At 57.7% G+C, this 12,823-nt stretch carries 12 protein-coding genes; 8 read left to right on the top strand and 4 right to left on the bottom strand.

Annotated elements, in window-relative coordinates; genetic code table 11:
* Positions 1–14: 14 nt before the first annotated feature.
* Positions 15–902, bottom strand: coding sequence for a CYTH domain-containing protein (locus R3F64_RS17880; RefSeq protein ID WP_332612893.1), 888 nt, complete (start codon positions 900–902; stop codon positions 15–17).
* Positions 903–1,038: 136 nt separating this feature from the next.
* On the opposite strand from R3F64_RS17880, the gene R3F64_RS17875 reads away from it, so the two are divergent.
* From R3F64_RS17875 to argA, 3 genes are all read left to right on the top strand, one after another.
* Positions 1,039–1,719 carry a TIGR00153 family protein gene (locus tag R3F64_RS17875; RefSeq protein WP_085918124.1) on the top strand — a complete coding sequence of 227 codons (681 nt, stop codon included), beginning with the start codon at positions 1,039–1,041 and terminating at the stop codon, positions 1,717–1,719.
* Between the two features lie 45 nt (positions 1,720–1,764).
* Positions 1,765–3,030, top strand: a complete 1,266-nt coding sequence (locus tag R3F64_RS17870; RefSeq protein ID WP_085918123.1) for an inorganic phosphate transporter — start codon at positions 1,765–1,767, stop codon at positions 3,028–3,030.
* A 170-nt stretch (positions 3,031–3,200) separates the two neighbouring features.
* Complete coding sequence (argA, locus tag R3F64_RS17865) at positions 3,201–4,517, top strand: amino-acid N-acetyltransferase (RefSeq protein ID WP_199284717.1); 1,317 nt, start codon at positions 3,201–3,203, stop codon at positions 4,515–4,517.
* Here argA and R3F64_RS17860 read toward each other — a convergent pair.
* A complete protein-coding gene (locus tag R3F64_RS17860) occupies positions 4,514–5,368 on the bottom strand; it encodes an SDR family oxidoreductase (protein WP_332612890.1) in 855 nt (284 codons plus the stop codon). The two genes, argA and R3F64_RS17860, sit on opposite strands and share 4 nt — an antisense overlap.
* Positions 5,369–5,723: 355 nt before the next feature.
* On the opposite strand from R3F64_RS17860, the gene R3F64_RS17855 reads away from it, so the two are divergent.
* Positions 5,724–5,876 carry a hypothetical protein gene (locus tag R3F64_RS17855; protein WP_176243645.1) on the top strand — a complete coding sequence of 51 codons (153 nt, stop codon included), beginning with the start codon at positions 5,724–5,726 and terminating at the stop codon, positions 5,874–5,876.
* Positions 5,877–5,914: 38 nt separating this feature from the next.
* Here R3F64_RS17855 and xseA read toward each other — a convergent pair whose 3' ends face one another.
* Together xseA and R3F64_RS17845 are read right to left on the bottom strand one after the other, a co-directional pair.
* Entirely contained in the window at positions 5,915–7,258 is a 1,344-nt protein-coding gene (gene xseA, locus R3F64_RS17850; RefSeq protein WP_332612887.1) for an exodeoxyribonuclease VII large subunit, read from the bottom strand.
* A 4-nt stretch (positions 7,259–7,262) separates the two neighbouring features.
* Positions 7,263–7,856: a DsbA family oxidoreductase gene (locus R3F64_RS17845; RefSeq protein WP_332612886.1), complete on the bottom strand. Its 594-nt coding sequence runs from the start codon at positions 7,854–7,856 to the stop codon at positions 7,263–7,265.
* Between the two features lie 170 nt (positions 7,857–8,026).
* Here R3F64_RS17845 and guaB point away from each other — a divergent pair, with 170 nt between their 5' ends.
* The 4 genes from guaB to R3F64_RS17825 form a co-directional block, all read left to right on the top strand.
* Positions 8,027–9,496, top strand: a complete 1,470-nt coding sequence (guaB, locus tag R3F64_RS17840) for an IMP dehydrogenase (protein ID WP_264824464.1) — start codon at positions 8,027–8,029, stop codon at positions 9,494–9,496.
* Positions 9,497–9,585: 89 nt separating this feature from the next.
* Positions 9,586–11,163 carry a glutamine-hydrolyzing GMP synthase gene (guaA, locus tag R3F64_RS17835; RefSeq protein WP_332612885.1) on the top strand — a complete coding sequence of 526 codons (1,578 nt, stop codon included), beginning with the start codon at positions 9,586–9,588 and terminating at the stop codon, positions 11,161–11,163.
* A gap of 157 nt (positions 11,164–11,320) precedes the next feature.
* Positions 11,321–12,610, top strand: coding sequence for an AAA family ATPase (locus R3F64_RS17830; RefSeq protein ID WP_332612883.1), 1,290 nt, complete (start codon positions 11,321–11,323; stop codon positions 12,608–12,610).
* On the top strand, positions 12,611–12,823 hold a 213-nt coding region (locus R3F64_RS17825), incomplete at its 3' end, for a hypothetical protein (RefSeq protein WP_332612882.1).

Raw genomic sequence — 12,823 nt, 5'->3', positions numbered from 1 at the left:
AAAGGCTGTGAGCGCTAGCGTAGCGCGGTTTGATGCGCCATGCGATGGGCAAGGGCCAGTGCGGCCTTGGCATACGTCACGCTTGGCTGGCCGGTGCTTCCCAGCGCATCGCGCATGGCGCTTGCGTCATCACGGGCCTGGTCGGTGAGCGCCGGATCGGCGGCCAGCATGGCAAGTGCCTCCTGAGCCGCCGCCAGGTGCTCGGCGCGGTGGCTGTCGTGGTAGGCATCAAGCGACAGCGTTGCCCGGTGCATCCATTGCGCGGCGGCGTCAGCGTCGGGAAGCGGCCATTGCTGGGCGGCGAGGGCGTTGCCACGGGCGGCCTTGCTGGTGTCTGAAGGGCGCAGGGGAACGCGTTCGGCGATCGCCTGGGCCAGCGACCAGAGTGCCTCGGGCGCGCCGTGTTTAAGCTCGAGTTCCGCTTCGCAGATGATCGCCTGATGCCCGCCGCTGTGAATCCTGCCTTCATCCAGTGCCAGTTCGATATGGCTGTCCTGCCACATCACCTGCCAGCTCCACCGTTCAAAATCGGTGCTCAGCTGAGGCTGCAGCGTGGGAATTGCCTCGCCCAGGGCGCCCTGAAACGGCGGGAGCTCGGCAAGCCCTTGGGTATCCAGGTGGCGTGTCGTCAGCGGCCATTCCCACTCATGGCGTTGCGAAAACCCGCCGCCGCCGTGGCCGGCGGTCTTGACGGTCTGCAGCACCTGATCGTCCACCTGACGCAGACGCACCGCGATGCGCGCCTGGGCAAGTGCTCCCCCAGAGGTGTCGTAATAGGTGTTGGTCAGGGTTTGCCGACTGGGTGTCAGGGTCTGTAACAGGGGGTACTGGCGCAGGGCCACCGGCCCCTCGGGGGACAGGGCAAGCTTCAGTTCAATCTCGGTTGGCTCTGAGGGTTTCATGACAATTGCCACCTCTATACTATGACATTTAGGTTAAATTTTAATGACATTATGAACTTTTCATGACGGCGGCAGACGCACTCTCTATACTATTGCCGCCATTTCCCGGCTTCCCGAAAAAAGGCGTAAAGGCTTTATGGTTACTTCCAACCCTTTTTCCTCGATGTTTGGCCGCTCGCCATTCCAGCCGCTGCTCGCTCACATCGTCAAGGCAAACGAATGTGCCGATCAACTCCTGCCCTTCTTCGAAGCGACGCTGGCAGGCGATTGGGAGAGCGCTGCGCAACTACGCGAAAACGTCACCCGTTTAGAACACGATGCCGACGTACTCAAGACCGAGTTACGTCTGAACCTGCCTAACACCATGTTCTTGCCTGTTTCGCGCTCCGATCTGCTCGACCTGATCAGCGTTCAGGACAAGATTGCCAATAAAGCACGAGACATTACCGGCATTATGCTGGGCCGTAAAATGACCGTGCCTGACGAGTTGGCTGACCCCATGCGTGACTATATCCGCACCAGCGTGGCCTGTGTGGCGCAAGCCCGCCAGGCGCTGGAAGAACTCAAGGACCTGTTGGAGTCAGGCTTTGGGCGCAATGTATCGGATGTCATGCACAACATGATCCGCGAACTGCATACCCTTGAGCACCAGGCCGATGGTCAGCAAGTCGCGATCCGCCGTCAGTTGTTCAGTCTGGAAAGCGAGCTACCGCCGGTCGATGTGGTCTTCCTCTACCAGATCATTGATTGGGTAGGCGAACTTTCCGACCGCGCCGAACGGGTCGGTAGCCGCCTGCAGATCATGACCGCCAACTAATTTGTGATCCAAACCTAATACCTGATCCCAACCAAGGGAAGCGTTATGCAGATCATTGCTCAGCACGGTGATATTTTTATCATCCTGGCCTGTCTTTTCGGCTTTTTCATGGCCTGGGGCGTGGGGGCCAACGACGTGGCCAACGCCATGGGTACCTCGGTCGGCTCCAAGGCCATCACCATCAAACAGGCAATCCTGATTGCCATTGTGTTTGAGTTTCTAGGTGCCTGGCTTGCGGGCGGCGAAGTCACCAATACCATCCGCAAGGGCATTATCGATCCTGAACTGCTGCAGGGGGAACCACAACTGCTGGTGTACGGCATGTTGTCGGCGCTGCTGGCAGCGGCCACCTGGCTGTTGGTTGCCTCGATGAAGGGGTGGCCGGTTTCGACCACTCACTCGATTGTGGGTGCGATTGTCGGCTTTGCAGTGGCAGGCCTGGGGGCCGAGGCCGTCGACTGGGGGGCGGTCGGTAGTATCGCCGCGAGTTGGCTGGTGTCGCCGCTATTGGCCGGTACGGCCGGTTTCGTGCTGTTTAAGTCGGTCCATCACCTGGTGTTTGAAGACCGCAACCCACTGGCAGCCGCCAAGCGTTATCTGCCCGCCTATGTGTTCCTGGTAGGCTTTGTCGTCTCCATGGTCACCATGACCAAGGGCCTGAAACACGTTGGCCTGAATCTTTCGTTTGGCCAGAGCCTGGTGATCTCGTTGATCCTGGGCGGGTTGCTCGCCGGTGTCGGTGTCTTGATGGAACGCCGTGTGAAGTACGTAGAAAGCAGCGATGATCACTTTGGCTATGCCAACGTGGAGCGCGCTTTTGGTGTGTTGATGATCTTCACCGCCTGCGCCATGGCCTTTGCGCACGGCTCTAACGACGTGGCCAACGCGGTTGGCCCGCTGGCGGCGGTGATCAGCGTGGTGCAGACCGGTGGTGAGATTGGCGGCTCGGCGCTGGTCCCCTGGTGGGTACTGGTACTAGGCGGTGGCGGTATCGTGGCCGGTCTGGTGACCTACGGTCATAAAGTGATTGCCACCGTGGGTACAGGCATCACCGAGCTGACGCCTAGCCGCGGCTTTGCTGCGACCCTGGCGGCGGCCACCACCGTCGTACTTGCGTCAGGCACCGGCTTGCCGATTTCCACCACCCATACCCTGGTTGGTGCCATTCTAGGGGTTGGCCTGGCGCGCGGCATGACGGCGCTCAACCTGCGGGTGATCGGTACGATCGCCATGTCGTGGTTGATTACGCTGCCTGCAGGCGCGGCGCTCTCTATTCTGTTCTTCTTTATGTTCAAGGGTATGTTCGGTTAAGCGGCGAGGGCAGTACAACTGACCCGGCACGCCAACGCCTGGTACCCCAAAGCGGCATCTTCTTTATGCATAAGTGCATTAGAAGGTGCCGCTATTTTTTGTGCTCTGGTAAAGTAACCGTAGTTATTAACCATAGTTCTTCCATTCACCTGCTGCCGGAGAGCGGCCCCTTGGATACACGCTTCCCCTTTGTCGACTGGTTTCGTAATGCCTCCCCCTATATCAATGCGCACCGGGGGCGAACCTTTGTCATCTTGATCGAAGGCGAAGCCATGGCGTCTGGCCGAGGGGAGCAACTGATCCAGGACCTGGCGCTGCTGCATACGCTGGGCGTGCGACTGGTGGTGGTGTTTGGCATTCGCCCCCAGGTGCACGAGGCGCTGAGTGCGGCGGGGGTTGAACCGACGCGTCTCAACGGCCGCTGGGTCGCCGATCGCGCGGTTATGGCGCATGTGGAACAGGTGGCTGCCCATCAGCGCCTGTGGCTGGAGGCGCGGCTTTCGCTGGGCCTGCCCAGTACGCCGCTGCATGGCGTGGAGCTAAGCGTGATTTCCGGCAACCTGGTGACCGCCAAACCGTTGGGCGTGCGCGAAGGGGTGGATTTCGACCACAGCGGCGAGGTGCGTCGCGTGCGCGCCAGCGCCATTGAAGGGTTGCTGGAAAAAGGCTCGCTGGTACTGTTGCCGCCGCTGGGGTTTTCAAGCACCGGCGAGGTATTCGACCTGGATGCTTCCGAAGTGGCCCAACATGCCGCGGTGGCGCTCAAGGCCGACAAGCTGATTCTGCTGGGCGAGTCCGAAGGTCTGGAAGACGAGCAGGGTGCACTGCTGCGCCAGCTGTCTCCCGCCGATGCCGAGCCGCGCATCCAGCATGCCGCGCCGGGCAGTGAACTGGCCCGCCATCTCAATGCCGCCTGTACCGCCGCGCGGGAAGGCGTGGCCCGCACTCACCTGCTTTCCTGGCGCAATCACGATGCCTTGCTGGGAGAACTCTTCACCCGCGACGGTGTGGGTACCATGATTACCCAGCACCGCTATGAACAGCTGCGCCCGGCCACGCTCAACGATGTGGCGGGCCTGTTGGAGCTGCTGGAGCCGCTGGAAAACAGAGGCATGCTGGTGGCACGCTCCCGCGAGCGGCTGGAGCATGAAATCGATGACTACATGGTGATTGAGCGCGACGGCATGGTGATCGGTTGCGCGGCGCTGCATGTCTTCCCTGATACGGGCGTGGCCGAACTGGCCTGCGTAGCGGTGCATACCAATTACCGCGGTGGCGAACGCGGTGAGCGTCTGGTCGAGGCGCTGGAGCGCCGTGCCCGCCAGCGCGCGGTGCAGGAGATGTTTGTGCTGACCACCCACACGGCGCACTGGTTTGTGGAGCGGGGCTTCCGCGCCGCCAGCCTTGAAGAGCTGCCGACGCTGAAGCGCGAAACCTACAACCACGCGCGCAAATCCAAGGTGCTGGTCAAAACGCTGGCGAGTTAGGTATTGAGGATCACACCGCCGTTCAGATGCATTGTTTGTCCGGTCATGTAGGACGACTCTTCGCTTGCCAAATACACATAGGCAGGCCCCATTTCGCTGGGCTGGCCAGCGCGCTTCATCGGCACTTGGCCGCCAAAGGAGGCGACTTTATCGTCGTCGAAGCTGGCGGGAATCAGCGGCGTCCATACCGGCCCGGGGGCAACGGCGTTGACCCGAATGCCGCGGTCCATCAGCGACATGGCAAGCGAGCGCACCAGGCCCTGAATCGCCCCTTTGGTGGCGGTGTAGTCGATCAGCGTGTCGTTGCCCTTGAAGGCGTTGATCGACGAGGTGGCGATGATCGTATCGCCCTCGCTCATGTGGGGTAGCGCGGCCTTGGTCATGTAAAAGTGGCTGAACAGGTTAGTTTGAAAGGTACGCTGCAACTGGTCGTCGGGGATCTCGGTAATATCGCGCCAGTCGTACTGCTCAGCCGCGTTATTGACGACGATATTGAGCTTGCCGAATTCTTTCAGGGCGCGCTTCACAATCTCACGGCAGAAGCTGGGAGTTCCTACGTCACCTTTCACAACCAGGCAGCGACGGCCTTCAGCCTCAACCAGTCGTTGGGTTTCTTTGGCATCTTGGGTTTCCTTCAAATGCACGATCACGCTGTCGGCGCCTTCGCGTGCATAGTGCACTGCCACCGCGCGGCCAATACCGCTGTCGCCGCCGGTAATGATTGCCACTTTATCCAGCAGCTTGTCGGCACCTCGGTAGCTTTCGCGAATAAACTCGGGTTCCGGGTGCATGATGTGTTCGTCGCCCGGCTGTTTGGCTTGATGCTGAGGGGGTTGTTGCTGATTGCTCATGTGCGGTCACTCCTTTGTTGGCACAAACATCAAAAAGTAAGATGCAGCAGGTGCCGGCCTCCTTGGACACCCGTTTTTTAATGTAGACCCGGCTCGCCAGTAGGGGCAAACCGGGGCATCTACAGCATGGCGTAAGCCGGAATCCACGACGATAGTGACAGACGATGTGCCTTATTCAGTTTGCTAATCACCTTGCTGAATACCATGGTTCATATATGGCATTGTTTTTAAATTGTTTTTTAATTCGAAGGGGATGGATGGGCGAGAGGTGCTTAATTGCAAGTTACGCGTGACGCACTACAGTGAAGACAGGCAACGTAATGCCGAGCACCATTAACCGTAAGGAGTACGCGTTATGTCTCATCCCGACAGGAAAGACGAGAAATCACCCAAACCTCAGGACGAACACTACAGTGAAGCCAATCCGATGCCGGATACGCATCATGTAAACCCTGAGTCCGAGGACTCGCCCCAGAAACCGGGCAAGGACAGGCAAAAAGACAAGTAGTAAGCCAGGTTGATCCCGTCAACTCAGCCATCGCGGCGCTATCCCTTGTAGCGCCGTTTTACTTCCACGCTGAGTTGACCTTCGCCCAGACGCAGCTTGAGTTTTTGCCCCGGCGAGGTATCGTCCGCGCGCCGCACGATCTGACCCTGCTCGTCCTGGGCGATGGCGTAGCCCCGTCCCAATACCGCGAGCGGGCTGATGGCATTCAACTCCCGGGCGGCGCTGGTTAACCGCGCCTGGCGGCTTTCCAGCTGGCGCTGCATGGCCGCGCTCAAGCGGCGCTGAAGCTGACTGACCCGCTCGCTTTCCACGCGGTGCAAACGTGCCATATCCTGGCTGGCCAGGCGTCGGCTCAATTGCGATACCTGCGCTTTCTGCTGGGTGAGCGTGTGCTGCATGGCGCGGCTCAAGCGTTGGTGCAGCGCGGTTAAATACTGGCGCTGACGATTGAGCTGCTCGCCGGGATGGCGCAGTTTGGCGCGCAGGGTATCCAACCGCTGACTGTCCCGCTCCAGGCGCGCCTGCATGGCCCGCATCAATCGGTTTTCATGGTGCTCAAGCTGGCGCTTGAGGGTGTGCTGGTCCGGCACCAGGCGCTCGGCCGCGGCGGAAGGCGTGGGCGCACGCATGTCGGCGGCAAAGTCTGCCAGGGTGATATCCACCTCGTGACCCACCGCCGACATCACCGGCAGCCGCGAATGAAAAATCGCCCGCGCCAGGTGCTCGTTGTTGAACGCCCACAAATCTTCCAGACTGCCGCCGCCGCGGGTGATCAGGATGGCATCGCGTTCCGGGTCCAGCCGCGCCTGACGATTGAGCAGGGCCAGCGCCGAGATCATCGCAGGCGCCGCCTCGGCCCCCTGTACCGGCACCGGAATCAGCGTGACATCCGCCAGCGGCCAGCGGGCGGCCAATACCGCCAATACGTCACGAATCGCCGCGCCCGTCGCCGAGCTTAAAATCAACAGCTTGCGCGGCGGAAAGGGCAGGGGGCGGGCGTTGGCAAACACGCCTTCGCCGTCGAGCTGGGCTTTCAGGTGTTCGAACGCCGCCAGCAGTTCGCCCAGCCCCGCTGCCTGAACCGCCTCGGCAATCAGCTGGTAATCGCCACGGGGCTCGAACAGCGACACCCGCCCGCGCAGCTTGACCTGGTCGCCGTCGCGCATCGGTGCCGACACAAACCGTGCCCGCTGACGAAACAGCACACAGCGGATCTGCGCCCGGTCATCCTTCAGGGTGAAGTAAACATGCCCGGACGCCGGGCGCGAGACGTTGGAAAGCTCACCCTCTACCCACACCTCGCCCACGTCGCGCTCGAGCGTCTGCTTGGCGCGCTGATTGAGCTGACTGACGGAAAGCGCCTGGGGCGTGGCAGAGGACATAACGTTAAGCGCGCTCGGTGAGGAAGTGTTTCAGCGTCGCTGGATCGGGGACGCCCTGAATGGTTTCGCCGTCGATGATCAAGGTGGGCACCGACTGAATGCGCGCTTCTTCCATGGCGTGGCGCAGCGCCGCCTGGTGCTGCTCGCTGTAGCGGCCCTCGGCAAGCGCATCGAGCACCGCCTGGCGTTCCAGGCCGACGGATTCGGCAATGTCGGCCAGCACGTCCGGGTCGCCAATATCGCGTTCCTGCTGGAAGAACGCCTTCAACGTTGCCATCGAATAGGCGTGGCCCAGGCCGTGCTCTTCAGCCATGGCGAAGACTTCAAAGGCCTTGTCGGTGCGCGGCTGCGGCGAAATATTGGGCAGCTTGATGGGCACGCCCAGTTTTTCTGCCATGGGGTAGACCGCCTCGCGCCACACTTTGGGCAGGTACGGGTCTTCGACCTTCAAGGTGGGCACCGGCGCCGGGCGCAGCTCGAACGGGCGCCATTGGATGTCGACGTCCAGGCCTTTGGTGGCCTCGGCAAGCACCTCTTCGGCCAGCAGGCAGAAGGGGCAGACGTAATCGCTGTAGACAATGATTTGCTGGGTCAACACGCACCCCTTGGGTCGGTAAATGAATCGGCTGTCAGGCTACCATCAATCGTCATTATCCATTGGTATAAGCGTAATGGCGTCTCTGCATTGCTGGGATGGCCCTCTACCCGTTATAATGGGGGATTAACTTTTCACGCCCCGTCTTCCACTTCAAATTGGGTGTTGCCGCTATGCTACGTATGGCTCAAGAAGCACTTACGTTCGACGACGTACTCCTCCTGCCCGGTTATTCGGACGTTCTCCCCAAGAATGTTAACCTTAAAACCCGCCTGACCCGCAATCTCTCGCTGAACATTCCGCTTGTCTCCGCCGCGATGGACACGGTGACCGAAGCGCGGTTGGCGATTGCCATGGCGCAGGAAGGTGGCATTGGTATCATTCATAAAAGCATGACCATGTCGCAGCAGGCCGCTGAAGTGCGCAAGGTGAAGAAGCACGAAAGCGTGATCGTTAAAGACCCGATTACCGTCAGCCCCAAAGCCAAGCTTGAAGACCTGCTCGCCATGGCGCGCGAGTACGGGTTCTCCGGTTTCCCGGTGGTCGAGGGCGAAACCCTGGTGGGTATTGTGACCGAGCGCGACATGCGCTTCCAGCCCAACCACGGCGACAGCGTGGCCGACATCATGACCCCCCGCGAGCGGTTGGTCACCGTGCCGGAAGGCACCCAGCTTGAAGAAAGCAAAGCCAAGATGCGCGAACACCGCATCGAAAAGATGCTGATCGTTGACGACGCCTTCCACCTGCGCGGCCTGGTGACTTTCCAGGACATCGAAAAAGCCCGCACCTACCCGATGGCCGCCAAAGACAGCGACGGCCGTCTGCTGGTCGGCGCTGCCGTGGGTACTGGCCCGGAAACCCCGGACCGCATCGCGGCGCTGGCCGAAGCCGGTGTGGACGTGATAGTGGTGGACACCGCCCACGGTCACTCCGAAGGCGTAATTGACCGCGTTCGCTGGATCAAGGAACACTTCCCGGCCATTCAGGTGATTGGCGGCAACATCGCCACCGCCGCCGCCGCCAAGGCACTGGCCGAAGCGGGTGCCGATGCGGTGAAAGTGGGCATCGGCCCCGGCTCTATCTGCACCACGCGGATCGTCACGGGCGTGGGTGTACCGCAAATCACCGCGGTCTCCAACGTGGCTGAAGCGCTCAAAGAGTTCGACATTCCGCTGATTGCCGACGGCGGCATCCGTTTCTCCGGCGACCTTTCAAAAGCCATTGCCGCCGGCGCAAGCGCGGTGATGGTGGGCGGCCTGCTGGCCGGTACCGAAGAAGCCCCGGGCGAGGTGGAGCTTTACCAGGGCCGTACTTACAAAGCCTACCGCGGCATGGGCTCCATGGGTGCCATGTCCGAGAATCAGGGCAGTGCCGACCGCTACTTCCAGGATAAAGCCGAAGGTGCCGAAAAGCTGGTGCCGGAAGGCATCGAAGGCCGCGTACCTTACAAAGGCGTGATGGGCGCCATCGTCCACCAGCTGATGGGCGGCCTGCGTGCCTCCATGGGTTACACCGGCTGCAGCACCATTCAAGAGATGCGCACCAAGCCGGAGTTCGTGAAAATCACCGGCGCTGGCTTTAACGAATCCCACGTCCACAACGTGCAGATCACCAAAGAAGCGCCCAACTACCGGGTGAGCTAACCAGCGCTTTAGTTCAATAGCGGCGGGCATGGCTCGCCGCTTGCTTTTTGGCCTTACCGTGCCCCCGCCCCGCTTAACGAGATACCGCCATGAGTGACATTCACGCCCACAAGATCCTGATTCTCGACTTCGGCTCCCAGTACACCCAGTTGATCGCCCGCCGGGTCCGCGAAATCGGTGTGTATTCCGAAGTTCGCGCCTTCGATATCACCGAAGAAGAGATCCGCGAGTACAACCCCAACGGCATCATCATGGCCGGTGGGCCTGAATCCGTCACCGAGCTGGATTCCCCGCGTGCGCCGCAGTGCGTGTTCGAAATGGGCCTGCCGGTCTTTGGTATCTGCTACGGCATGCAGACCATGGCCGAGCAACTGGGCGGCAAGGTGGAAGGCTCCAACCAGCGCGAATTCGGCTACGCCCAGATCCGCCTGGACGAACCTACGGCGCTGTTCAACGACATCAAGGACCACGTCGACCACGAGACCGGCAAAGCGTTGCTGGACGTATGGATGAGCCACGGCGATAAAGTCGCCCAGGCGCCGGACACCTTCACTGTGACCGCTTCCACACCCAGCTGCCCGATCGCCGCCATGGCCTGGGAAGAGAAACAGTTCTACGGCGTGCAGTTCCACCCGGAAGTGACCCATACGCTGCAGGGCCAGCGCATCCTCGAGCACTTCGTGCTGGATATCTGTAAAGCCGAGAAGCTGTGGACGCCCGCGCAGATCATCGAAGACCAGGTACAGCGCGTACGCGAACAGGTCGGCGACCGCCACGTGCTGCTCGGCCTCTCCGGCGGCGTGGATTCCTCCGTGGTCGCCGCGCTGCTGCACAAGGCCATTGGCACCCAGCTGACCTGCGTCTTCGTGGACAACGGCCTGCTACGCAAGGCGGAAGGCGACCAGGTGATGGAAACCTTCGCCAAGCACATGGGCGTGAAGGTCATCCGAGTGGACGCCGAAGACCTGTTCCTCGACAAGCTGAAGGGCGAACAGGACCCGGAAGTGAAGCGCAAGATCATCGGCAACACCTTCATCGACGTGTTCGATGATGAAGCCAGCAAGATCGAGGATGTGGACTTCCTCGCCCAGGGCACCATCTACCCGGACGTGATCGAATCTGCCGCCAGCAAAACCGGCAAGGCCCACGTGATCAAATCCCACCACAACGTGGGCGGCCTGCCGGAAACCATGAAGCTCAAGCTCGTCGAGCCGCTGCGCGAACTGTTCAAGGACGAAGTGCGCAAACTCGGCCTGGAACTCGGCCTGCCCTACGACATGGTCTACCGCCACCCCTTCCCGGGGCCGGGCCTGGGCGTACGCATCCTCGGCGAAGTCAAAAAAGAGTACGCCGACATCCTCCGCGAAGCCGACGCCATTTTCATCGAAGAGCTGCGCAATGCCGGCTGGTACGAAAAAACCAGCCAGGCGTTTGCCGTCTTCCTGCCGGTGAAATCGGTAGGCGTCGTCGGCGACGGCCGCCGCTACGAATGGGTCATCGCGCTACGCGCCGTCGAAACCATCGACTTCATGACCGCCCGCTGGGCGCACCTGCCTTACGAGCTGCTGGAAAAGGTTTCCAACCGGATTATCAATGAGTTGGAAGGGGTTTCGCGGGTTACCTATGATGTCTCCAGCAAGCCGCCTGCTACTATTGAGTGGGAGTGATTGAGAAATTTTTAATTTTGGCTGAGGTTTTCCAAGAAATGGTTAATAATTAAATGTATTTTAACCATTTCTTTAGGAGATTCTTCTTTTGCTAACTATAAGTAAAATACATTTCTTAAATAGGCATGATTTATGATCAACCTATAAAGGTGTTTCAATGCTAAAAAGCATAGGTATACATAGGTTTAAATCAATACGGTCTCAAAAACTAAGTTTGGGAAAGGTTAATCTTTTTGTAGGCGGTAATGGTTCAGGTAAGTCTAATATCTTAGAGGCTATAGGTCTGGCTTCAGCTTCTTTTGGGCGCGGAATTGGTGATATAGATTTAAATGAAAAAGGAGTAAGGCTTTCATCACCAGAGTTAATGAAGTCCGCACATAAAAACTTTGAGATTCCTAAAACATTTGAGCTAGATTGCAATTTTGATAATAATATAAATTATAAGTGCAACCTGACTTCAAAAGAAAATGACCCTCACCTTAGGTTTCATTCAGAGAGTTGTTACTTTAATGGGGTGAGTCAGTTTGGAAGAAGTGGAAATGGAAGTAGAGCTTTTGGAGAGACTCTTAAAGCAAGAATAGACAAGTCAAGAGGTTTGTGGGATCAAATTCGAGTGGCCTATGATTTTGATAATCAATTGGGAAATGTTTTTGAAGAGTTCTCGAAATATTCTATATATTCACCGCAAACTGATTATTTGAGAGGTGTGAAGCTTGGTAGCGTACTGAAGTCTCCCATTGGCCTTCATGGCGAGGGGTTGCCTTTAGCGGTAAATGATTTGATAGGACAGTTTCACGATCTAAATAAAATAGGAAAAAAAAGTGAAAGGCAAAAAAATATACACCATTTAACTCAGCAGGCGCTCGATCTGGTTTTTTTGCCCCAATGGACAAACTCGGTAAAAGTAGGGAAAATAGATAAATCTTTTATTTCAAGAGGGGTTCAAGACACAGAAACCGATATGGTTTATTTTATAGATAGATTTATGCGTGAAGGTAGGAATACTTTAACTGCTTATGATAGTAGTGAAGGTACGCTTTTTCTTTTATTTATTTCAATTTTGCTCGCGCATGTCGAAGCACCAAAATACTTCGCTCTCGATAATGTTGATAATGCCTTGAATCCACGGCTAACTAGAAAGTTAGTAGAAAAAATTATTAGCATGACAAAATATGTTTCTGAGTTTGATATGGACGTCGGACCTAGGCAAGTATTCCTAACGAGTCACAATCCAACATCTTTAGATGCTTTTGATCTTTTCGACGAAGATCAAAAAATATTTATTGTAAAAAGAAATGATAAAGGGCAAACAATTATTGATCCTCTCAAACCTCGTGAGGGGTTTACGCGGGAGAAGTGGTCAGAGTTAATGGATGGTAAGAACCTTTCTCAGTTATGGCTGGACGGAATGATCTCAGGCGCGAATGGCATTGAAGAGGAAATCTAAATGAGGGTAGGGGTTGTATGTGAAGGCGCTACCGACTTTGTTGTGATCAGTCATTTTCTAGGAAGTTCGGTTGAAAGTGCAGGTATCAATATAGATATATTTGCAATTCAGCCTCCTTCTGACAATACTAAGAAAGGGTTCTTCGTCACTTCATGTGGATTTGGCCTGATCGAACAGGCGGCCCACCGGGCTGCCAATCAGGTAGATCATGGC

This window comes from Halomonas sp. 5021, assembly GCF_036663435.1.
Lineage (GTDB): Bacteria > Pseudomonadota > Gammaproteobacteria > Pseudomonadales > Halomonadaceae > Vreelandella > Vreelandella janggokensis.
Note: the sequence above shows the minus strand (reverse complement) of the source record. Positions and strands in the feature narration are given on the sequence as shown.